Source organism: Anaerotruncus sp. AF02-27 (assembly GCF_003465835.1).
Lineage (GTDB): Bacteria > Bacillota > Clostridia > Oscillospirales > Ruminococcaceae > Anaerotruncus > Anaerotruncus rubiinfantis.
The window spans coordinates 191,566-214,148 of record NZ_QSBX01000003.1 but is presented as its reverse complement, the minus strand read 5'-3'; the positions used below and the strand labels follow the sequence as shown (position 1 = coordinate 214,148).

Below are 22,583 nucleotides of genomic sequence, written 5' to 3'. Positions count from 1 at the left end.
AAAACCCCCCCCGCCGCAGGCGGGAGGCTTTATTCGAGTTTTTTCACGGCTGCGCGGCCGAAAAGGTCCCGCTTTGCGTAGTCAAAAACGAGCACAGTCCGGATGGACGGGCGGGACGGGCAGGTCACATCGAACGGAAAGGTTTCCACATGCGCAGCGGGCGGCAGTCCATACTGTGCCGGTCGGGACGGCTCGCCCATCGGACATCCCTTTGGCAGACGGCGGGGCCGTTCATGCAGGCAGAGGTCGTATTTCATCAGCCAGCCCATGATTTCCCGGTCGCAGCCCTGCCGGACCGCAAAATCAAGGAGCCGTTCGTAATATTCGTACTTGCCGACCGCACGCGCGGGCATCCCTTCCCCAAGGGCAAGCAGCGTCCAAAACGGCGACACACTGTATTCCAAAAGATAATCGAGCGCATGTGAAAAACGGCCGGAATTGTAATAAGTTTCGGTCATCTCCTCCACCGTTTTGAGCCGCGCAAGCTCCGGGAAGGAAAGCTGTGGCGTGCAGAGCACTTCATAAGGCGGTTCAGCGCTGTGTATGATCCCATACTCCGTCCGCTTTTCATAGAGCGATGAACCCCGCAGCAGTTTGAGAAATCCCAGCTGAAGCTGCTGGGGACGCATGCTGAAAACTTCGTCGTACGACTGCCCGAATCGCTGAAAGGTTTCGAGCGGCAGCCCTGCGATCAGGTCGAGATGCTGGTGGATATTCCCGGCGGCTTTTACAGCGGCAACATTTTCCCGCAGCTTCACAAGATCGGTCGCGCGGCAGATTTTTTGCAGGGCCTGCTCGCAGGTGCTCTGCACACCGATTTCAAACTGGAAAAGCCCGGGCCGCACGGCTTGCAGGAACGCGAGCTGCTCTCCAGTGGTAAGATCGCCGCCCAGTTCCATCTGAAACGAGGTGACGCCGTTATCGTGTTCGGCAAGATACCGCCAGATAGCAAGCGCTCGCCTTGCATCCAGATTAAAAGTACGGTCGACAAATTTCACCTGCATGACCTTTGCGTCAAGAAACCGCTGTAAGTCCCTGTAAACCAATTCGAGCGAACGAAAGCGCGGCGTTCGGTCAGCGGAGGAAAGACAGTAGGAGCAGCCAAACGGACATCCGCGCGAGGATTCGTAATAAAGCACCCTGTTCTGGAGCGCGGCAAGATCGGTATAGGGAAACGGCAGCGCGTCGAGATCGGCAAAGCCGGTCCCGCGGTAAATACCGCGGGGGCGTTTCTCGCCCGCGACGCGCGCGACGAGCGGCTCGCCTTCGCCGCAGATCACCGCGTCAGCCCATGGCATCGCAGTGAGCTGCGTCTGCGGGTCGAACGACACCTCCGGTCCGCCGAGTACGATTGGCGTATCGGGAAAGAGCAGCCGGAAATCCGCCCCCACCTGCCGGATCATCCGGATGTTCCACAGGTAACAGGAAAAAAAGAGTTTGTCCGGTGCACGGGCCACAATGTCGGCAAGGATTTCCCGCGGCTGCTGATTGATCGTGTATTCCCCAATTTCAGCGTCAAAACCGGCAGCCCGCAGTTCATTGCGCAGATAGCGCACCGCCAGATTGGTATGGCTGTATTTGGCGTTGACCGCCACCAGCAATATGCGCATCGCGCACCCGCCTTTCGTTCGTTTTTAATTACCGCCCCATCCGCTCCGTCGGCAGAAAGAGCGGCGGTGCGGCAAACGTGGCCATCAGCCCTGAGCTGGCCGTTTTTGGGGGGAGCCGGCGCGACGCAGGTCTCGAAGCCTAAGGACGCGGCCGCCGCCTTTGCGAAGCAACCAGCGGCGGCGGGGGTCCAAGGGGTTTCCCCTTGGCGTGTTCTTTCCCCTATTTCTTGCACGAGCAAGAAATAGGGCCCGGGCGCGCGGAGGGCGCAATTACATCTGCTTCGGCTTTTTCATGGTGAGCGAAATACGTTTCTTCTGTACATCCACCGAAATAACCCACACGGTAACGATATCGCCTACCTTGAGCACCTCGCTCGGATGCTTGATATAACGGTTGGTGATCTGTGAGATGTGTACCAGCCCATCCTGATGCACACCGATATCCACGAACACGCCAAAGTCGATCACATTGCGTACGGTGCCCCTCAGCTCCATTCCGGGTTTCAAGTCCTTGAGATCCATAATGTCGCTGCGCAGCATCGGCTGCGGCAGGTCGTCGCGCAGATCGCGGCCGGGCTTTAAAAGCTCGTTTACGATGTCCCGGAGGGTCGGCACGCCGATTCCGCAGCATTCCGCCACCTTCGCCTCGCCCTGGGCCTTCACCTTGTCCGGCAGATCTGAAATCTTATGCCCCGCCACATCCGCAAGGGTGTAGCCGAAACTCTCCAGCACCGTTTTTGCAGCATCATAGCTTTCCGGATGCACGCCGGTATTATCAAGCACATTTTTCGCGTGCGGGATGCGCAGAAATCCTGCGCACTGCTCATACGCCTTGGGGCCGAGCTTCGGCACCTTTTTGAGCTGTGGCCGGGAGGTAAATTCCCCATTCTCCTCGCGGTAGGCAACAATGTTCTTCGCGACCGCCGCCGAAAGTCCCGAAACATATCCCAATAGTGACGCGGACGCCGTGTTTAGATCCACGCCGACCCGGTTTACGCAGTCTTCCACCACGCCCGCAAGCGTCTCGTCAAGCCGTTTGGGCGGCATGTCGTGCTGGTACTGGCCCACGCCGACCGACTTCGGGTCGATCTTCACAAGCTCTGCCAGCGGGTCCTGCAGCCGCCGCGCGATCGAAACCGCACTGCGCAGTGAAACGTCATAGTCCGGGAATTCGGCCGCCGCAAGCTTCGAGGCCGAATAGACCGACGCGCCGGCCTCGTTGACCATCATGTACTGGAGCCCGCAGTCAAGCTCATGGATCATCTCGGCCGCGAAGATCTCGCTTTCCTTGGAAGCAGTGCCGTTGCCGATCGAAAGCACCTGCACGCCGTGCTTTTTGATCAGCGCGCCAAGGACGCGTTTGGCTTCAACGGTTTTGTTCTGCGGCGGGGTCGGATAGACCACCGTCGTGTCGAGCACCTTGCCGGTCTGGTCAACCACCGCGATCTTACAGCCGGTCCGGTAGGCCGGGTCGATCGCGAGCACTGTCTTTCCCTTGACCGGCGGCTGCATGAGCAGCGCCTTCAGGTTCACGCCGAAGTTTTTGATCGCCTGTTCGTTCGCCATTTCGGTGAGATCGGAACGCACCTCTCGTTCAAGCGAAGGATGGATCAGTCGTTTATAAGCGTCCGCGACCGCTTCCTGCACCAGGCCCGTGGTGATGCTGCCCTTTTTGACAAACAACCCGCCAAGCAGCCCGGCGGCATATCCTCCGTCCACCTCAACGGCGACCTTGAGGAATTCCTCCTTCTCTCCGCGGTTGAGCGCCAAAACCCGATGGCTTGGGACCTTGGCAACCGGTTCCGCGTAGTCATAATAGGTGCTGTAGACGCTCTCCTTGTCCGGATCGGCGGCCACGCTGCGCAGGACGGCATTCTTCTGATAATAAAGACGCAGCCGCTGGCGGCCCTCCGCGCTGTCTGACACCTGTTCCGCAATGATGTCGCAGGCTCCCGCGATGGCGTCCTCCGCCGTCGGGATCTCCTTCTCCGGATCGACGAACGGCGCGGCCAGCGCTTGCGCCGTACCGGAGGTTTTGTCCTGTGCGAGGATCAGTTCCGCCAGTGGTTCCAGCCCGCGTTCCTTCGCAATCGTCGCGCGGGTGCGCCGCTTCTGCTTATAGGGGCGGTAGATGTCCTCCAGGCGGGCGAGCGTCTCGGCCGCGGCAATATCGGCGGCGAGGTCCTCGGTCATCTTGCCTTGTTCCGTGATCGAATCGGTGATCTCCTGTTTTCGTTTTTCAAGCCCGCGCAGATATTCGAGCCGGTCGGAAAGTTCCCGCAGCACCTGATCGTCACAGGAACCGTTTTTTTCCTTTCGGTAACGCGCAATGAACGGGATGGTATTGCCCTCGTCGATGAGCGCGATGATGTTTTCCACCAGGTTTTTTGCAATGTTGAATTCCTTTGAAAGGATCGCGGCAAAGTCCATAAACGGTATTTCTCCTTACTTTCGATGTTTCAGCCAGACAATTACGCCGATCACAGCGGCAATCACAACAAGCGCCACTGTCGGCCAAACGGCTGGATTCGTTTTGGTGGCTGTGGTCACAAAAACGGCCGTCGGGCCGTCCGCGCCGCCGATGACGCCGACCGAGCTCGCCTCCCCGCAGCCGGCAAGCGCCAAAAGCAGCCCGGCAGGGAGCAGCCTTTTTAAAAATTGCATGTTGTTTTTCCCTCTTTCCAATGATACGATAGATATATAGTATATCATTTTCGGCCTGTTCTTTCAAACAGCTCAAATTTCACAAAATCGGCGGAATTTCCCCGTACAGTTTGTTGGCTTCTCCATTGCAATTGGCGGCGCATCTATGTTAAACTATTGTCAATTAAAGATGTCCTACCAATTAAAAAATAAAGGAGCGTTCCAAATGGCCAATATCATCATTTCGCCCGGAAAGTATGTCCAGGGAAAGGGCGAACTCAAAAATCTCAAAACCTATGTCGACGCGCTTGGGAAAAATCCGTTTATCCTTGTCAGCGAATCCGGCATGAAGCGCGTGAAGGCCCCGATTGAAGCGGGTTTCGGCGGCAAAGTCACCTTTGAAAGCTTTCGCGGCGAATGCAGCAAAAACGAAGTCGACCGCCTCATCGGCCTGATGGGGGACTGCGACGTGATCGTCGGCGTGGGCGGCGGCAAAATTCTCGACACCGCCAAGGCAGTCGGCTACTACACCAAAAAACCGGTTGCGATCGTCCCGACCATTGCCTCCACCGACGCGCCATGCAGCGCGCTTTCGGTCCTCTACACCGATGAGGGCGTTTTTGACCAGTACCTCTTCCTGCCGCAGAACCCGAACCTCGTGCTCATTGACACCGACATCGTGAGCGCCGCGCCGGCACGCCTTTTGGTGAGCGGCATGGGCGATGCGCTCGCCACCTATTTTGAGGCGCGCGCCACCAGAGCCTCAAATGGTTCCACCTGCGCGGGCGGCAAGGTCACCAAGGCAGCGATTGCATTGGCGCGGCTCTGCTATGAAACGCTGATCGAAGAGGGCTTGCAGGCCAAGCTCGCGGTGGAGCAGAAGGTCTGCACCAAAGCGGTCGAAGATGTGATCGAAGCAAACACCTATCTGAGCGGAATCGGTTTCGAGAGCGGCGGCCTGGCGGGCGCACATGCCATCCACAACGGGTTCACCGTCCTGCCCCAGTGCCACAGCTACTATCACGGCGAAAAAGTTGCGTTCGGCACACTGGTACAGCTCGTGCTTGAAAATGCGCCGTCCGAGGAGCTGGAGGAGGTCATCGGATTCTGCATGGACGTCGGTCTGCCGACCACCCTTGCCGATATCGGCGTCTCCGATCCGGTCGCGGCCGACCTGATGGCGGTTGCAAACGCGGCCTGCGCCGAAGGGGAATCGATCTACAACATGCCGCTGGAAGTCACACCCGAAAAGGTCTATGCCGCCATCCTCGGCGCGGACGCCATCGGCCGGTACTTCAAAGCGGAATAAACGGTTTTCCATCGGGAGGGAGCGGAATGGTTGAAATTTTACCGGCAGCGTCCAGTCAGCTCGAAGAGATCTATCTTCTGATCTGCGAACTGGAGGGCACCCCAGTCAGCCGGAAAGGCTTTTCGGCGTGTTACCGGCAGAACCTTGAAAACCCGCAGGTTCATTATTTCGTCGCCCAGGAGGGCGGCAGGGTGCTCGGCTTTATAAGCCTGCATATCCAGCAGCTTCTGCACCATGCCGCCAAAGTCGCGGAAATCCAGGAGCTGGTGGTGTGCGGGCAGCTGCGTGGACAGGGCATCGGCAAACTTCTGTTTGCCGCCGCAAAAGAGGCCGCTGTGCGGGAAGGCTGCCTGCAGCTGGAGGTCTGCTGCAACAGATCTCGCGTCATGAGCCACACATTCTATCTCCGTCAGGGGATGACCAACCGGCATTTTAAATTCTGTCTCCCGCTGCGGGAGACAAAAGGCTGAATGAAACCCCGGCCGGCGTTTTTACGCCGGCCGGGGTTCTTTTATTCTTCCTGTTTCGGATCTTTATACTTTGTGACCTCCACGCAGTTGAGCATGAAATGCTCCCCAGCGCCCGGCCATTTGATCCGGGTCGCAGTGGTTTTGATCCACACATTGAGACGTTCGTTATAGATGTCCTCGGTACTGGACTCATTCTTCCCCCCAATACCGCTCATCGGGCACTCCCGGCACGGACTCGAAAATCCCCGAAAGGTTTCGTAGCATGGCCTGCCGGACATGGCGTCCGGAAATATCCGGAGAAGCCGCCTGTTGCAGTAAACCAGCCGGTGGGTGTTCTGTTCCACCACATAGACCGCGTTTGGCATCTTATCCAGAAGAGTCTGCAGGGTTTCGATCAGCCGCAGGCGTTCCGCTTCATTGCGCTGGTTGAGCAGGAAGGTGCTGATAATCTCCCCCGCGCTCAGCAGCGTGGAGCGCTCCTCCTCACTGAAGGCACGCTGGCAGCGGTCCTCATCCACCCCGAGGAAGCCGCGGAATCTCCCGCCGGAAACCATCGCGCACTGGATCAGTGAACAGGACCCCACCCGGCGGACAATCGCCTCCAGCGCTGGATCTGCTCCGGAGATATCCTCCAGGAGGAAAACCCCGTCCTCATCGAAGCGCTCCCAGTATTTTCCCAGGCTGATCCCCTGCATCCAGCCCTTCGCGGACGGAAAGCCTTGATCACACCATTCGAAGGTCATCGAGAAGGCGTCGTTTTCCGCATCGTATTCGACAATATAGGACCGGCGGGTATTATAATGCTTACAGAGCAGCTCCAGCACTGCATTGACCGAAAGATCGAGATCCCTGGCATTATAAAGGATTTTGAAAATGTATTCCCCAATGTTTTCGGAAAAAGATTTGGCAAGGTTCTTTTCCTGCGAGAGGCGGGGGGAAAGCGGCTTCACAAGGTTTTTCCACAGGCCCTCCTGATAGACCGCAAACTGGTTCTTCCCCTGATCCTTCGCATGGTAAAGGGCGATATCGGCCCGTTCATACAAGGTGTCGAAGCATCCTCCATCGCGTGGGGAAAAAGCGATACCCACCGAGCCGGAAATTTCACACTGCCTGCCGCCCGAAGAATAGACGCTGCGCACCTGCCTGCAGACCTGCTCCGCTTTTCTGAGCGCCAGTTCTTCGTTCGGGATGCCCTGCAGGAAGATCAAAAATTCATCCCCGCCCAGCCTGCCAAGCACATCGCCTTTGCGGAAAAGGGTGCTCAGACGGGCCGCGGTTTCAGAAAGGACCGCATCTCCAAACAGGTGCCCATAGGTGTCGTTGATCTGTTTAAAATTATCGATGTCCAGCATGAACATCGCGCAGGGTCTCCCTTTCGTATCCCCAAGAATCCGGTCGATCAGCGAGCGGGACGCCGTCCGGTTGAAAAGCCCGGTCAGCTGGTCACGCTCGGCTTTTTTCTGCAGTTCCAAAGCCTGCCTTTTCTGATGGTCGATATCCTTGAGATAGATAAACGCGCAGATATCCCCGCTGACCTCCGACTGGATCAGGTAAACGGTGTTGCACACCCAGATCATCTCGCCGTCATTATCGAGCTGCTGATATTCGCAGGAAACCTCCCGGCGTCCATTGCGAAACGCCTCAAGCAGCGAATTCCGGCCGAGTATATCCATTATGTACTGGCGGTAGTTTGGATGCACCGCCCGTTCCTGCGCCTTGTGGATCAGGCTGGAGTAGTTCTCCATCTCCTTAACGCCCAGCAGATTGGCCCAGCCGGAGGTGATCCGCAAGATTTTATCCTGCGTAAGATTGGCTTCATAAGTATAGATCGCATCTGAAACGAGCGAATCCCGATACTGGCGCTCTTGGATAAACTGCTGTTCACGCTCCTTTTCGGCGCTTACATCCCTTGCGGTCCCAATTGCGCGCAGCGGTACGCCATCCTCATCGAAAACGGTCGAGCTGGTGAGTTCGAGCCATCGGTAATTCCCCGCCGCATCCCTTATCCTGGCTGTACAGGAGGCGGTTTTTTCCCCACGAAGGATCGCTTCGTACATCTTCCGGATTTCCTTCACAGAATCCGGATGAACCGCCCCTGAATCGATCAGCGATTCAGGGACGTTTGTGTACCGGTTCTGGCCAGCGCTGTGGGAAGCGTCTGCCCGATAGCTCGTTTTTGCCGCGATATCAAACTCCCAGATGGTATTTTTGGTCTGCTGAAGTGCGATGCGGTATCGTTCTTCGCTCAGCCGCAGTTCCTTTTCTGTCTGGACCAGCTCAGTCACATCGGTGGAAATACTGATATAACCGATCTGTTTGCCCTCGGCGTTGTACTGCGGGGTAAAACTCACCCGGTTGATCCGGCCGTCCGGCGTGTATTGAACCGCTGCGGAATCCCCGCGCAGATAACGTTTGATACAGCAATTCTCGGTCCCGCATAACGGCGTCTGAAAAACCGCGCACGGCTTGCCATATGCTTCGTGCGCTGAAATCCCGGTATCACGCGCCACACTTTGGTTGATAAAAGTGATGCGCAGGTCATTGTCAAGAACGATGATCGGGTTCGGCAGCGCATTGAGCAGGCCTTTATAATAGCTGTCCAGATTGTAATAACGGGTGGCGTCGGAGATCTCACAATAATAAAAATCCACGCCGTCTTCCGTAACCCGCTTTCCCTGGTCGTGCAGCCAGATGGGTTTTCCAGCTTTTGTCTGCACCCGGTAATCGATCGAAAAGCTGTCTGACGACAAAAGCTGCCGGGAAAAATTCTCCCGCAGGGTGTCCAGATCCTCCGGATAGACCATCTCAAAAAAACTGTTGTGAAACTGATCCCGGATTTCTTGGCGGGAATAACCGACCAGCCGCAGGTATTTATCAGAAATATGGACAAATTCACATTTTTCGTTGGCAATGCACTTCTGCGTGCCGATGAAAGCACTTTCCATATGCGATCCTTCCTTCCGCAGCATCCGCCGGTCGCGGTCTGGCCTTTACCGCCGCGCCCCGTTCCCTATTCTATTTTACGCCACAGCCAATATAAAAACAAGCTATTCACATGATTTCCCTGGCGCCGTAAGTAGGACCGGGTGCAGAAACGCTCCTTTTTTGTCTATTTGCTCGCTACGCAAGCCCAAGTGACAGCTTTGCGATGACCCGGACTGGCGATTTGCCCTTATTGGCCAAGGGGTCATCCTGTTTCTATTTTTAAGAGCGCAGCAGAGATTCCAGCAAATCTTTCCGCAGAATGACAATTTTATTTTTGTTCATTTTAATAACGCCCTGTTCACAGAGGAATTTCAGTTCTCTGCTCAGCGAGGGACGAGACACATTTAAGTATTCCGCCCATGTTGCTTTAGGAAAAGGAATCATGACTATTTTATCATTTTCTGCCTTAAAGCTATTCAACAGCGAAAACGCTATTTTTTGCTGAATGGAAGAAAAGGAAAATAGCTCAAGTCGTTTTTCAAACTGCCTGATTCTGTTGGCAGAAATCTTCAGCATATTGGAAGCGATGACGGCGTTTTTGAACAGCACATCGAAAATATACGATTTGTCAATAAACAGGACTTCACTTTCTTCCTTTGCCAGGACATCGCAAGGATACCGCGGATTGCTTGAAAAAACAATGCTTCCGCCCGTCATTTCCCCTCGTTTTCTATGGAATATACTTACTGTATTTCCATTGGGAAGAATCTTTTTAATTTCCAGGCATCCAAAAACAATAATACCGATACAACTCGATGAATCCCCTGTCTGATAGAGGATTTCGTTCTTTTTAAAACGTTTTTTTGTGCAGTCAATGCGCTGCAAAATATCCGATATGTCTTTTTCCCGAACGCCCTCGAATATGGGACATTCAGATAATACGCTTATTGTGGCGTCCATAGGCTTTAAAACCTTTCAGTTTATTTTTTCGGGTGTATCTGCGGATACATGGGTTAAGGCCGTCCGTGTGGTACGATAACCCTATGATCAGTATAGCATACTGCCTCACATTTAAGTATGCATCCTTTATTGTTCACAGGACAATTGCTTGCAAAATTAAGGTCCCATTCAGAAAATGCTTTTTTGAAGCGGTGAGGAGGGAATCAAAGTGTTTCCTAAAATCCTTTATGCGATTGCGGCGATGTGGCTGATTTTGTCTTTTTTCAAGGACCGCCAAAAGACAAAATCAGCGATAAAAAAGGCATGGGAATCATTCGAAAAAATCCTGCCATCCATTTTGAGCGTACTGCTTTTAATTGGTTTGATTTTGGCGGCACTGGATACGGAGACGATCTCCAAACTTCTCGGTACGGAATCGGGGGCTTGGGGAATGTTTGTTGCTGCTGTGATTGGCTGTGTTACTCTCATTCCCGGATTTGTGGCTTTTCCTTTGGCGGCGTCTTTATTGCGCGCGGGAGCGGGTTATGCACAGATTTCAATTTTCATTTCCACGCTTATGATGGTCGGGGTCGCAACGTTCCCATTGGAAGAAAAGTATTTTGGAAGGCTTACCGCCTTTAAAAGGAATTCCCTGTCATTGGCAATCGCTATTATTACGTCTTGTGTGATAGGGGTGATTATGAGATGACCCGCTTTTCGAAAATTATGTTAAGATATCGGTTTTTTACTGTTTTATTGCTGTTAAATATCGGTTTGTCATTCATTGCTCCTGAAATCGGAAAAAAAACACTGTTGCTTTCTCTTGACAATCTATTGGAAATGCTGTCAATCATCCCACCGGTTTTTATTCTATTAGGCCTGATGGATGTCTGGATTCCCAAAGAAATTATGATGAAATATATGGGTAAGGGCGCAGGAATAAAAGGCGGCGTTTTTGCTTTTGCATTGGGTTCTTTTTCAGCCGGGCCGCTTTACGCAGCATTCCCGATAGCCGCTATTTTTTTAAAAAAGGGCGTTTCTCTCACAAATGTTTTTATCTTCATCGGGGCATGGTCAGCAGAGAAGATACCGATGATGTTGTTTGAAGTTACGCAGTTGGGAGGCAAATTTGCCATATCCCGGTTCGTTTTAAATTTAATTGGAACGATTCTCCTCGCTTTTGTTGTTGAAAAAACGACAAGCGAGGAAGAATATCAAAAAATACTGCAAACAGCCTGTAATCAGCTGGAAGCAAAATGACCATACGTCTATTAATTTTCTGAAAAAACTTCTATGGAAAAATCAGGAAAGACCGGCTGCAATTCCGTTCGAATTGCAGCCGGTCTTTAAAACATCCTTCCGCGGGGAACCGATTCCTTCCAAATCCATTCAAATTTTCATTGATTGAGCGCGCGTTCTACGCTCCAGTAAAAGTTTTCTTGACCGATACAGCTCACGATCCCGCTGCGATCCATGATTTCTTTCACCCCATTCGATACGCCGCAGATATAGACCGGAATCCCTTTTTCCTGAAGGTCCCGCAGCAATTCCAAAAATGCCTGCGCCCCTGATATGTCCATATAAGAAGCCCCACGCATGGAAAACAGAACCGCGGATTTGTCGGACAACCGTTCCGCCATGCTGGTAATTATCTGCGTATTTGCAAAGATAACCGCTCCGGTTATATATACCACTTCCGCATGATCATACACAGGAGAAAGCGGGGTCTTTTGATTTCTCAGCCTGCTGGGGTCCACCCGGTCATAATTGACTTCCAGCTTGGACAGGCGGGACACCAATAGAATCAATGCAATCACCACGCCGATCAGGATTGCAATCGTCAAATCAAAAAGAATGGTTGCCGCCATGGTGGCAAGGAACTTCAGGATAGCGCCTTCAAACTTCCGTGAAAAAATGTATTTGATGGTATCCCACTCATTCATTCGCCATGCTGTAACAAGCAGAACTCCCGCCAATGCGGATAACGGGATCTGTGCCATAATAGGACCCAACGCAAGCATGGAGATCAGCAGAATAACCGAGTGGAATATCCCGGTAAGTCTTGTCTGCGCACCTGATTTTATTGCCACGCTTGTGCGTGCAATAGCTGCCGTTGCAGGAATTCCGCCTAACAGCGGCGACAGGATATTGCCGACTCCCTGTGCAACTAACTCACGGTCGTTATTTAAACGCACGCCTGTCATCCGTCCGGCGCTCGCACCGCACAGCAAACTTTCCACCATGCCTAAAGCCGCAACGCTGACTGCCGGAGCAAGAAGGTTTCTGATGCTGGATAAATCAAACTCCGCAAAAGAAAACCGCTCGCTAAGTATCAGCGATGAGGGGATTTCACCCACAAGGTTCACCTTTAAATGAAAAAGCATGACAAAGGCAGTCGCAAGGATAATCGCTATGAGCGATGCCGGAACAACAGCATTCCACTTTTTAGGATAAAACACCATAAACAAAATTACCAGCATACCAATTGCAAGCGATATCCAGTTAGGGGAAAAAGCACCGGAAAAATAGCTGATAAACTTTTCTAATGCTGAATCGCCCGTTGAGGTGACACCAAAAAGATTGTCAAGTTGTCCCAGGGCAATAATAACAGAAATGCCCGAGGTGAATCCCGCAATAACCGGCATGGGAATATAAGCTGTTAAACGTCCCAGATGCAGAACGCCTGCCAAAACCAGCAAAATTCCCGCCATAATGGTAGCGGTAAAAACCCCGGATATGCCATACTGGGCGATAATCGAAATCAGAATCGCTGCCATTGCGCCTGTAGGGCCGGAAATTTGATAAAATGCTCCGCCCAAAAGGCTGATGGAGAATCCGCTTACGATGGCGGTTATCAATCCCGCCGCCGCTGTTGCGCCGCTGCTTACGCCAAAGGCTAAAGCCAAGGGGAGCGCTACTGCCGCTACTGTCATACCGGCCATTAAGTCCTTCATCAATTTGCCGCTGTTGTACCCTGCAAATTCCTTCTTCAAATCCTGCCAATAATTTCTCACTGTCTGTTAACCTTCTTCTTTTATTAGATAGAGCAAAAAAATCCCGAAAGTCCTGATGAATCGGAACTTTCGGGATTTGGTGCGGGAGATGGGACTTGAACCCACACACCGAAGTACCGGCTCCTAAGACCGGCGCGTCTGCCATTCCGCCACTCCCGCATTTTTTGCCGCGACCGCGGCAAAAAATATTATACGCCATTGGTATAAAGCTTGTCAACCATGGATTTCTCCCGCTTCAAGCAGCGACTGCGCCGCCAGGATAATTCCTGTTTTTCCGCTTGGCCAAGTGAGGCCTCCCTGCAGCCAGGCCGCATATGGTTCCCGCATCGGGCCGTCGGCGGAAAGCTCAATGGACGCGCCGAGCGTAAACGCGCCCGCCGCCATGATCACCTGGCTGTCGTAGCCGGGCATGTCCCACGGTTCCGGCGTCACAAACGCGTCGACCGGCGCTCCACGCTGTACGCCTCGGCAAAAGGCGCAAAGGCCATTCGGGGTGCCGAGTTTTACAGCCTGGATAATATCGGCGCGCGGAGCGTCGCAAACAGGAAAAACCGAAAAACCGAAGCGCTCGAAAAGCGCCGCCGCGAAAACAGCGGTTTTCAGGGCGGCGCCCACCACGGTCGGCGCAAAGAACAGCCCCATAAACATGCTGCGCGATTCCCCAAGCGTACAACCGACCTCCTTGCCCACGCCGGGCGCGGTCAAGCGGCAGGCACATTGTTCAATGAGGTCAGCGCGGCCCGCGATGTAACCGCCTGTTTTTGCAATCCCGCCGCCGGGATTCTTGATAAGCGATCCAATAATAAGATCGGCGCCCACCTGGGTCGGTTCTTTTTCCTCTGCAAATTCCCCATAACAATTGTCCACCATAATAATCGCCTCGGGATTTGCCGCGCGGACAAGCTTTGCGATCCGGCCAATTTCATCCACCGAAAGCGATTCTCGCAGCGAATAACCGCGGGAACGCTGCATGTAAGCCACTTTTACGCCCTTGACCGCCTGCGCGATCCCATCATAATCCGGCGTGCCGTCCTTCAGCAGATCGAGCTGCTCATATTGTACGCCAAACTCCTTGAGCGACCCGCTGCCGCCCGGCACAATCCCAAGCACCGGCTGAAGCGTGTCATACGGCGCGCCAGTCAGCGAAACGATCCGATCGCCGGGGCGCAGCACACCGAACAATGCCACGGTCAGCGCATGGGTGCCGGAAACAAAATTGTGGCGAAAAATTGCATCCTGCGCGCCGGTGATCTCAGCAAAGACCTTTTCGATCGTTTCACGGCCGCGGTCATCGTAACCGTATCCGGTCGAACCGGCGAAATGGCTTTCGCTCACACCATGTTTGATAAAAGCCGAAAGCACCTTGCAGGCATTATATTCGGTGATCCGGTCAATCTTGGCGAAAGCTTCCCGGCAGCGTTCTTCCGCAGCCTCTGCTTCCTTCATAATCATTGGATCGACCTTAAAAAACTGTTCTACCATGTTCTCTCTCCTAAGCCGTCAGAAATCAATCTGCGCCCACTGTCCGGCGATTTCAAAACCGAGCGGCGCATAAAAATCCATCAGGGAATCCTCCCTTGTGAAAAGCCATACAGCCAGCCCATCCGCACAGGCCTGCCGCAGTGTATAATCCACCAGCCAGCTTCCATAGCCCTTGCGGCGGAAATCCGGATGGGTTGCAATCGCGGCAAGAACTGCCTGTCCTTTTCCACGAAATAATATACTTGCAGTTGAAATTGCATTTTTATTTACTTTCAGTATGTAATAGTCCGCCAATCCATGCCGCTGCTTATGCGATGCTTCCGCAATCCAAGCGTCCTGGTCAACCGTTTCTGCAAAACCCGGCGTTGCCAGAACATGCAATCTGCATACCTCAGATAAGCGCTGCGCGCGCTCCACCCGCACAGAAACGCCGTCCGCGCAGAGCGCGGCTGCGGCTTCCGCGGGGATGTCCCCGCGGCGGCGTAGGATCCATGACGCGCAAAGCGTGCCATGGATCACGGCGTTCAGCTGTTCGAGAAGCTCCCGTTCCCCATTGATGCAGCGGGCTCCGACTGTATGCGCAAATACAGCGCACTCAGCGGCATCCACGTCCCGCGCGGCAATGGTCAGCACCCCATTCAGGCGCGAAAGAAATCCCCGGATCTGTCCGTCCTGTTCGATCGACCAGAGATCCAGCTCCCGCTTCCCGGCGCCATAAGTTTGATACTGACTGTATATTTTTATTTCATATATCCCAAAAGTATTTTCTTTGTTGCACAGAAACGCTTCCGTTTCCGCATTCAGGTACCGGATCACCGGCCAAACGCGCCGATCAGCTCCGGCAGCAGCTTTCGTGTTTCATCCACATCGAAGCGGTTGACAACACAGGACGGCGTATGCAGATACCGGCAGGGCACCGATACCGCCAGCACCTTTGCCCCTTCGCCCGCGACCTGTACCGAACGCGCTTCATTGCCTCCGTAGACGCCTGCCTTCGGCTGGCAGGCAATCCCCTTTTCCGCCGCGATGGTGAGCGCCCTCCGGTAAAGATCCCGGTCGTAGATGGTGCCGCGGTCCATGAACGAAAGCACCGGCCCCTTTTTCAACGCGCAGACCACCTTTGCGGGCGGCGTGTCCGGGATATCGCAGGCAGTCGTTGTTTCAAGCACGATCGCAATCTCCGGCGCAATCTGCGCGGCAGCGGTCTTTCCGCCTGTGGTGCCGGTTTCTTCCTGCACGGTAAAGGCAAAGTGGCAGTCATACGGCAGGTCGGATTCAATAAGCGCCGCAGCCAGCGCGCAGCCAACCCGGTTGTCAAGCGCGCGGCCGCGCAAAAATCCGTCCCCAAACTCCGCATACTGCGAACAAAATACCGCGCGATCCCCCAGATGGACCAGTTTGCGGGCTTCGTCACGATCCTTCGCTCCGATATCGAGATACATCGTATCCAGATCAGCGGCCTTTTCCCGTTCTTCCGCCGATTTCATATGCATCGCCTTCATGCCGATCACGCCGAAGGTTTCGCCGATCAACACCGATTTACCGGGGATGGTACGCTTGTCAATGCCGCCTACCGTTGTAAAACGCAGCAGGCCGTCATCTTCGATATAGGTCACAATGAGCCCGACCTCGTCCATATGCGCGGAAATCATCAGCTTTTGCTTCGGGGTTTCCCGCCCCTTTTTGAAAGCCAGGATATTGCCGAGCGCATCCACTTTATAAAGGCATTTGCCCTCGATCATCCGCAGGATCTCATACCGCACCTGTTCTTCATTGCCGGACACGCCGGGAATGCCGCTCAGACGTTCGATATATTTATAAAGCATTCCCGTCACCTCCAAATTCGGCCCGGACATACGAAACGATCAGATCCGCCACTGCTTCCACATCGGTCACACAGACCATTTCAATCGGCGTGTGCATATATTTGATCGGGATTGACAGCAGTGCGCACCGCACCCCCGCGCCCGAAATCGCCACCGCGTCCGCATCGGTACCGGTCGCGCCGCCCATCACTTCTGTCTGATAGGGGATGCCCGCCTCTTTTGCCAGTTTCTTCATCTGTTTAAACATGCCGTTATCGAGCACCGGCGCGATGCCGACCATCGCCCCCTTGCCCATAAGCCCGCATTTTGCGCGGGGGGCATCCGGCGTGTGCGCAAACGAAACGTCAACCGCCACACAGTGGGTCGGCGTGAGCTTCACCGCGGCTGTATAAGCCCCCTGGCTGCCGACCTCCTCCATACTGACGAGCGCCACGCTGAGCGTGCAGCCAAGCTTTGCCGCCGCAAGCCGTTTGGCCGCCAAAATCACAGACGCGCAGCCCGCACGGTCGTCGATGGAGGGCGCGCAGACCAGCCCCCCCGGCAGCTCCCGCGCCTGCCCGCAGATGGTCACCCGGTCACCCAGCGCGATCTTTTCCCGTGCCTCTTCCCCGGTCATCCCCACGTCGATACAGAGATCCTCCAGCTTTGGAAGCTTCCCATCGTCCGGGTTCAGATGGGGCGGAATGGTGCAGATTACCCCGTCGAGCGGACCGTTTTCAGTGTGCACCTGTACCTGCGCCGCCAACACGAGCGACCGGTCAATGCCGCCGCAGTTAGAGACGCGCAGGAAGCCATTTTCCTCAATGTAGCTTACAATCATACCGATTTGGTCAAGGTGGGCAGTGAGCATCACATGCGGAGCTCCTTTGCCCGCTTCATGCACGCGGCAGATGAGGCTGCCGAGCTGCGTCGTTTCGCACGGGCCGAGCTGCGCAAGCATCCCCCACGCCGTCTGGGCCGCGCGGTCTTCAAAGCCCGACACGCCGACCGCGTCACAGAGGTTCAAAATCATTTTTGCTGTGGACATCTGAAACCTTCTTTCCTTTGGGTCAGAGCGCTTTGACCAGTTCCTTAAAATGGCGGCCGCGCGCTTCAAAATTCGGGTAGGCATCAAAACTTGCGCACGCGGGCGAAAGCGAGACGATATCCCCTTCGGCGGCCTTTTCATGTGCGATACGCACCGCATCTTCGAGATCTTTTGCACGCAGGACAACGAGTTTTTCCGGATCAAAATCCGCAGCGGCTTTCACCGCCGATTCGATCTTGTCCGCGGTCGCCCCGGTGAGGATCAGCATCTTCACCTTTTCAAGCAGCTTGGGCACCAGCGGCTCGAACGGGATCTTTTTGTCATATCCTCCCGCGATGACGATCAGCTTCTGCCCAAAGCTGTTGAGCCCGGCAATCGTCCGGGTTGGAGTGGTCGCGATCGAATCGTTGTACCATTTGACCCCGCCAAGCTCCCGCACCAGTTCGATGCGGTGCTCCACGCCGCCGAATTCCATCGCGACATTCTGAATCGCCTCCAGATCCGCATAACCCCAGACCGCACAGATCGCAGCGAGGTAGTTTTCCACATTATGAATGCCCGGCAGCTTGATCTCTTCGGCGCGCAGGACCTTCTGCGCCCTGCCGTTGATCGAAACGTAGATGATCCCGTCCTCGAGATAGGCTCCAGTGCGTACCGGATGTTTCACTGAAAATTCAAAGAGTTGCCCCCGCACATCCTTTGCAAACGACGCCGCCAATTCGTTGTCCACGCCGAGCACCGTTCTGGAAAAGGCGTGCTGGTGCAGGACGATGTTGCGTTTTGCGTCGACGTATTCCTGCATGTCCTTATGGATGTCGAGATGGTTCGGGGTGATGTTGGTGACCACCGCGATGTCCGGGCTTTCGCGCATCGAGATGAGCTGGAAGCTCGAAAGCTCCGCCACCGCGAAATCTCCGTCGCGGATATCCTGCACCACCGGCATCAAGGGGCGGCCGATGTTGCCGCCGAGATGGACCCTGTGCCCGGCCTCCTTGAGCATCTCCGCAATGATGGTTGTGGTGGTGGTCTTGCCGTCCGAACCGGTGATAGCCACCGTCTTGCAGGGGCACAGGTCGAAGAATAGCTCCATCTCGCTGGTGACCACCACACCGTCCTGCCTGAGCTGCTCGAGCACCGGGTGATGGAACTTCATCCCCGGCGTACGCAGGACGATTTCGGCATCGATTCCATCAAGATAGCCTTCTCCAAGCTTCAGTGTGACCCCCTGCGCCTCAAAATTGTTGCAGATCGCTTCGCCAAGCTGCTCGCGGGTACGTCTATCGCAGGCAATCACCTTTGCGCCGCGGTCACAGAGCCTGCTGATCAGGTCGGAATGGCTCACGCCGATACCGATTACCGCCACTTTTTTCCCTTTTACTTCCTCAAAGAAGCGCTGAACCCTGCTGTCCATAAGAAAAGCCTCCTATTATTCCTGTCTAACTTTTTTATTATATTCGCCCCGGCCGGTTTTATCAAGCAAAAACGGGGGAACTCCAAAAGAAGTTCCCCCCGGAGCCGCTATATTTTTACAAAGCTTCGATCACATAATCGATTACAGCTGCCTCCCGGCCATCCTCTATGTAAACCCGCGGAACACGCCGCCCAATCAGGCAGGCTTCCTCATAGTTGATGGTGCCGTTCCACTGCGCGAAATCGTCAAGCGTCACCGCCAGATCCCCGCACCGTCCAACCAACGTCACAACATCCCCGCTTTGAACCTGTGGGATATCGGTCACGTCGATCATCATCTGGTCCATGCACACCCGGCCGACCACCGGCGCATATTCGCCGCCCACGATCACCCGGCCGCGGTTCGAAAGGTTGCGGCGGTAACCGTCCGCGTAGCCGGCCGCGATCGAGGCCACCACCTGCCGGTCATGTTCGGTTGTGTAGGTCCGTCCGTAGCTGACCGGCACGCCCGCTTCGAGTTTTTTCACCATCGACACGGTGGTATAGAGCGACATCGCCGGGCGCAGGTCGGCCATTCCGGCACATTCGCCGGACGGCGCAAGTCCATAGAGCACGATCCCAAGCCGCACCATGTCCAGGTGCATCTGTGGATAGGCCATCGTCGCCGCGCTGTTGCAGCAATGCCGCAGCGAAAAGGTAATCCCGAGCCTGCGCAGCTCTTCCAGGGTTTGTATAAACACCGCGTACTGGCCCAGCGTATATTCCCTGCTGTCCTGCTGGAATTCGTCGGCGCAGGCAAAATGGGTATAGATCCCGGTGCAGGAAAGCCCCGGCAGCGCGCAGGCCGCGGCAATCTCTTCCGCCGCCTCGCATTCGTGGCCGTTGGGCGCGTAAAACCCAATACGGGTCATGCCGGTGTCCACCTTGATGTGACAGTCAACCGTGACGCCCTTTTTTTTTGCCTGCGCGGAAAGCGCCTTGGCATATTCTTCCGAATACACAGTCTGCGAAACGTTCAGCTCGGCCAGGCGGTCCGCCATCGCAGGCGGCGTAAAGCCAAGGATCAGGACCGGCTTATCGATCCCCTGGCGGCGCAGCGAAACCGCTTCGTTCAGATTCGAAACAGCAAACCAATCGGCCCCTGCCTTCTGCAGCGCGCGGGAAACATAGCCGTCCCCGTGGCCGTATGCGTCCGCCTTGACCACCGCCATGGACAGGCAGCCGGGATCAAGGCACTTCTTCATTTCCTGATAGTTGTGGACCACAGCGTCCAGGTCGATGTCCGCCCAGGTGCGGCGCAAATAATCCATATCGGCTTTTCCCTTTCCTTCAGTCGTCCCGGTCCGGATCTTTGGCGATGAGCACCGCCAGCCCAAAGGTGTTGATCAGGATCGAAAGCCCAAGCGTGATGAGCGCCCAGGGCGAATTTGTATTGAATAAAAGCAGGAGTGCTACCAATAATACGATCACACCAACCGCCAGCACTGTGAGCCCGAATTTTCTTCTTGTCATCATCGTTCAAATTCCTTTGTATTGATGCACCCAATAAGGGTTCTGAGGCGTTTCACCCGTACATTTTAATATACACCAACCCCGCGGCTTTTACAACCAAGCCGTCCGCGTTCGCACAAATTTAACAATTGCCACACTTTTTCCGGGAGGGATTCTATGTCACTGATCCGCACCGACCTTGCGGTTGAATCAGCCGAACCGATGCGCAGCCGTCTGCCGGACGGCGTGGCCGTCCATGAGGAAGAACGGGAATCGGTGCGGATGACCCGCATCGAAATTTCCACCGAGGACGCCGCCCAGAAGCTCGGCCGTGCCTGCGGCCGATACATCACCATTGAGCTTCCGCCGCTCGAAAGCGGCGTCGATCCAGCCGATGATGTGACTCACCTGGCCGCAAAAGAACTGCGCGCACTGCTTCCGCGCGAAGGTCCGGTCCTTGTGGTGGGGCTCGGAAACCGTCAGATGACCCCCGACGCGCTCGGCCCGGAAACCACCCGGCAGATCTTCGCCACCCGCCACATCCCTGCCGAAGTTGCCCGGCGCACCGGGCTCGACGGGCTGCGGCCGGTTTCGGCGCTCGCGCCCGGCGTACTCGGCCAAACCGGCATCGAAACCGGAGAAATCATCCGCGCAGTCGTGCGGGACACCTCCCCGGCGGCTGTCATCGTCATCGACGCCCTTGCGGCCCGCTCGCTGGGCCGGCTCGGCCGTACCATCCAGATCGCGGACAGCGGTATTTCTCCCGGGTCGGGCGTGCTCAACTCCCGACAGGAGCTGAGCGCCCAGTCCCTCGGCGTACCGGTCATTTCGGTCGGCATCCCTACAGTCGTTGACGGCGTGACTCTGGCCTGTGACCTCACCGGCCAGGAGGACGCTTCCAACATTGACGCCACAGCGAAAACAATGATGGTCACCCCGCGCGACATCGACTCGATCATCGCGCGCGGCGCGAAAAACCTTTCGCTTGCGATCAACGCCGCGCTCCAGCCGCAGCTTTCACTGGAAGATATTACCTATCTGGTTTCCTAGCCGCGCATACCGCAAAATACCGCGCGATGTATTCGCGTGCTTATTCCACGCAGGCCGCCCGGCATATTTTTAAGCCCCGGCACATAGAATGCAAAGAAACGGTTCTATAAGGTAGGGGGCGAGGAAGCTGAAACGAAACAGTCGTATGCCAAGGCCGCGGCGGCTGTCACTGATTCTGACGGTTGTGTTTTTGCTGCCGGTTACGGTGATCGCGGCGCTCTCCGGCCCCATTGAAATGGACGCGCTTACTGAGCGCGCCGCTCTGCTTTCCGCCATGGTGAATATGCCGGAAGGAACCCTTTCCCTGCTGGAACACCGGTTTGCCGGGCAGCTCGATCCGGAATATAACCCCACCGGAAACGAATCGGACGTCGCGCCTTACCTTTCCCCGTGGAACGACCCAGATGAACCGAAATCATCCCCCAAAGCGCCCGAAACCACTTCTCCGTCCGCTATCCAGCCGACCGGCAAAAAAGCGGTTGTGACCGATCCCTCTCCAGCAAAAGACACCATCCACACCGTACCGGCAGATTTCCGGGGACGGATTGTGCAGGAGAACATGTCCGCCAGCGGCACCAATTTGATCCCATATGGCGAGGGGCTCCTGCGCAACTATACAGAGGTGCCGGATGAGGAAATCAAAGGGATCATGGAACAGGGGATGAACATTCACCTGGAAGATACCGACCAGCCGCAGGTGCTCATCTTCCATACCCACGCCACCGAAAGCTATGAGCCCTACGACACCGACACCTATGACCTGCGCAATACCTGGCGCACGACCAACAACAATGATAACATGGTTGCGGTGGGGGATGTACTCGAAAAAACGCTGCGGGACGCGGGAATCGGCGTGATCCACGACAAAACCCAGCACGATTACCCCTCCTACAACGGCTCGTATGAACGCAGCGCCGAAACGATCAAAGGGTATCTGAAAAAATACCCGACTATCAAGATCGCGCTCGATATCCATCGGGACGGCATTCAACGGGAAGACGACCTGATTGTCAAGCCGGTGGTCGAGGTGGACGGCAAAAAGGCTTCCCAGCTCATGATCATCACCGGCAGTGACGACGGTACGATGAATGTGCCGAAATGGCGGGAAAACCTGCGGTTCGCGGCTTCGGTGCAGGATGCAATCGAGCAGGACTTCCCAGGGCTCACGCGCCCGATCTTCTTTTGTTACCGCAAGTACAATATGGATTTAACGACCGGGTCGCTGCTGTTCGAGGTCGGCTCCAATGCAAATACCCTGGAGGAAAGCAAGTACACTGCCGGGCTTATCGGCCAGTCGATTGCAAAACTGCTGAACGCAAACCGGGAAGTGACCGCTGAAAAGCCGAACCCCACGCCCGTTCAATAACCAGATGTTAAAAATGTAGGT

The 22,583-nt window shown here is 55.2% G+C and carries 19 protein-coding genes and 1 tRNA gene; 6 read left to right on the top strand and 14 right to left on the bottom strand.

Going from position 1 to position 22,583, the window contains the following annotated elements:
- Positions 1 to 29: 29 nt before the first annotated feature.
- The 3 genes from DWV16_RS04830 to DWV16_RS18970 all read right to left on the bottom strand — a co-directional run bounded on the left by DWV16_RS04830 (position 30) and on the right by DWV16_RS18970 (position 4,274).
- Positions 30 to 1,610, bottom strand: coding sequence for a B12-binding domain-containing radical SAM protein (locus DWV16_RS04830; RefSeq protein WP_118477958.1), 1,581 nt, complete (start codon positions 1,608 to 1,610; stop codon positions 30 to 32).
- A gap of 270 nt (positions 1,611 to 1,880) precedes the next feature.
- The gene (locus DWV16_RS04825) at positions 1,881 to 4,040 is read right to left on the bottom strand and encodes a Tex family protein (protein WP_118477956.1); all 2,160 of its coding nucleotides are present in this window, start codon (positions 4,038 to 4,040) and stop codon (positions 1,881 to 1,883) included.
- 15 nt (positions 4,041 to 4,055) lie between these two features.
- Positions 4,056 to 4,274 (bottom strand): hypothetical protein, encoded by a 219-nt coding sequence (locus DWV16_RS18970; protein WP_066455221.1) that lies wholly within the window; start codon positions 4,272 to 4,274, stop codon positions 4,056 to 4,058.
- A gap of 205 nt (positions 4,275 to 4,479) precedes the next feature.
- Here DWV16_RS18970 and DWV16_RS04815 point away from each other — a divergent pair, with 205 nt between their 5' ends.
- Complete coding sequence (locus DWV16_RS04815) at positions 4,480 to 5,562, top strand: glycerol dehydrogenase (RefSeq protein WP_066455224.1); 1,083 nt, start codon at positions 4,480 to 4,482, stop codon at positions 5,560 to 5,562.
- A 26-nt stretch (positions 5,563 to 5,588) separates the two neighbouring features.
- Positions 5,589 to 6,032 (top strand): GNAT family N-acetyltransferase, encoded by a 444-nt coding sequence (locus DWV16_RS04810; protein ID WP_066455227.1) that lies wholly within the window; start codon positions 5,589 to 5,591, stop codon positions 6,030 to 6,032.
- A 41-nt stretch (positions 6,033 to 6,073) separates the two neighbouring features.
- On the opposite strand, the gene DWV16_RS04805 is transcribed toward DWV16_RS04810, so the two are convergent.
- Together DWV16_RS04805 and DWV16_RS04800 are read right to left on the bottom strand one after the other, a co-directional pair.
- Positions 6,074 to 8,977 carry a diguanylate cyclase domain-containing protein gene (locus tag DWV16_RS04805; RefSeq protein WP_158572778.1) on the bottom strand — a complete coding sequence of 968 codons (2,904 nt, stop codon included), beginning with the start codon at positions 8,975 to 8,977 and terminating at the stop codon, positions 6,074 to 6,076.
- 259 nt (positions 8,978 to 9,236) lie between these two features.
- Positions 9,237 to 9,917 (bottom strand): Crp/Fnr family transcriptional regulator, encoded by a 681-nt coding sequence (locus DWV16_RS04800; RefSeq protein ID WP_079988109.1) that lies wholly within the window; start codon positions 9,915 to 9,917, stop codon positions 9,237 to 9,239.
- Positions 9,918 to 10,125: 208 nt separating this feature from the next.
- Here DWV16_RS04800 and DWV16_RS04795 point away from each other — a divergent pair, with 208 nt between their 5' ends.
- Together DWV16_RS04795 and DWV16_RS04790 are read left to right on the top strand one after the other, a co-directional pair.
- The gene (locus DWV16_RS04795; RefSeq protein ID WP_199719764.1) at positions 10,126 to 10,605 is read left to right on the top strand and encodes a permease; all 480 of its coding nucleotides are present in this window, start codon (positions 10,126 to 10,128) and stop codon (positions 10,603 to 10,605) included.
- Positions 10,602 to 11,156 (top strand): permease, encoded by a 555-nt coding sequence (locus DWV16_RS04790; protein WP_066455237.1) that lies wholly within the window; start codon positions 10,602 to 10,604, stop codon positions 11,154 to 11,156. The genes DWV16_RS04795 and DWV16_RS04790 overlap by 4 nt, the downstream gene beginning before the upstream one ends.
- 137 nt (positions 11,157 to 11,293) lie before the next feature.
- On the opposite strand, the gene DWV16_RS04785 is transcribed toward DWV16_RS04790, so the two are convergent.
- The 9 genes from DWV16_RS04785 to DWV16_RS04745 all read right to left on the bottom strand — a co-directional run bounded on the left by DWV16_RS04785 (position 11,294) and on the right by DWV16_RS04745 (position 20,170).
- Complete coding sequence (locus tag DWV16_RS04785) at positions 11,294 to 12,910, bottom strand: SulP family inorganic anion transporter (RefSeq protein ID WP_341472900.1); 1,617 nt, start codon at positions 12,908 to 12,910, stop codon at positions 11,294 to 11,296.
- Between the two features lie 77 nt (positions 12,911 to 12,987).
- A tRNA-Leu gene (locus tag DWV16_RS04780) sits at positions 12,988 to 13,069 on the bottom strand.
- 54 nt (positions 13,070 to 13,123) lie between these two features.
- Entirely contained in the window at positions 13,124 to 14,392 is a 1,269-nt protein-coding gene (locus DWV16_RS04775; protein ID WP_118477952.1) for a methionine gamma-lyase family protein, read from the bottom strand.
- 18 nt (positions 14,393 to 14,410) lie between these two features.
- On the bottom strand, positions 14,411 to 15,208 hold the full coding sequence (locus DWV16_RS04770) for a GNAT family N-acetyltransferase (protein ID WP_066455247.1): 798 nt from the start codon (positions 15,206 to 15,208) through the stop codon (positions 14,411 to 14,413).
- The gene (locus DWV16_RS04765) at positions 15,205 to 16,218 is read right to left on the bottom strand and encodes a M42 family metallopeptidase (protein WP_118477950.1); all 1,014 of its coding nucleotides are present in this window, start codon (positions 16,216 to 16,218) and stop codon (positions 15,205 to 15,207) included. The genes DWV16_RS04770 and DWV16_RS04765 overlap by 4 nt, the downstream gene beginning before the upstream one ends.
- Positions 16,208 to 17,245 carry a M42 family metallopeptidase gene (locus tag DWV16_RS04760; protein WP_158572777.1) on the bottom strand — a complete coding sequence of 346 codons (1,038 nt, stop codon included), beginning with the start codon at positions 17,243 to 17,245 and terminating at the stop codon, positions 16,208 to 16,210. The genes DWV16_RS04765 and DWV16_RS04760 overlap by 11 nt, the downstream gene beginning before the upstream one ends.
- Positions 17,246 to 17,267: 22 nt before the next feature.
- Positions 17,268 to 18,656 (bottom strand): UDP-N-acetylmuramoyl-L-alanine--D-glutamate ligase, encoded by a 1,389-nt coding sequence (murD, locus tag DWV16_RS04755; RefSeq protein ID WP_118477946.1) that lies wholly within the window; start codon positions 18,654 to 18,656, stop codon positions 17,268 to 17,270.
- A 115-nt stretch (positions 18,657 to 18,771) separates the two neighbouring features.
- Entirely contained in the window at positions 18,772 to 19,965 is a 1,194-nt protein-coding gene (alr, locus tag DWV16_RS04750; RefSeq protein WP_118477944.1) for an alanine racemase, read from the bottom strand.
- A 19-nt stretch (positions 19,966 to 19,984) separates the two neighbouring features.
- On the bottom strand, positions 19,985 to 20,170 hold the full coding sequence (locus DWV16_RS04745) for a hypothetical protein (protein WP_066455255.1): 186 nt from the start codon (positions 20,168 to 20,170) through the stop codon (positions 19,985 to 19,987).
- Positions 20,171 to 20,323: 153 nt separating this feature from the next.
- Here DWV16_RS04745 and gpr point away from each other — a divergent pair, with 153 nt between their 5' ends.
- Both gpr and spoIIP read left to right on the top strand, forming a co-directional pair.
- Entirely contained in the window at positions 20,324 to 21,196 is an 873-nt protein-coding gene (gene gpr / locus DWV16_RS04740) for a GPR endopeptidase (RefSeq protein ID WP_118477942.1), read from the top strand.
- 145 nt (positions 21,197 to 21,341) lie between these two features.
- Positions 21,342 to 22,562 (top strand): stage II sporulation protein P, encoded by a 1,221-nt coding sequence (gene spoIIP / locus DWV16_RS04735; protein ID WP_118477940.1) that lies wholly within the window; start codon positions 21,342 to 21,344, stop codon positions 22,560 to 22,562.
- The last annotated feature ends 21 nt before the right edge of the window (positions 22,563 to 22,583 follow it).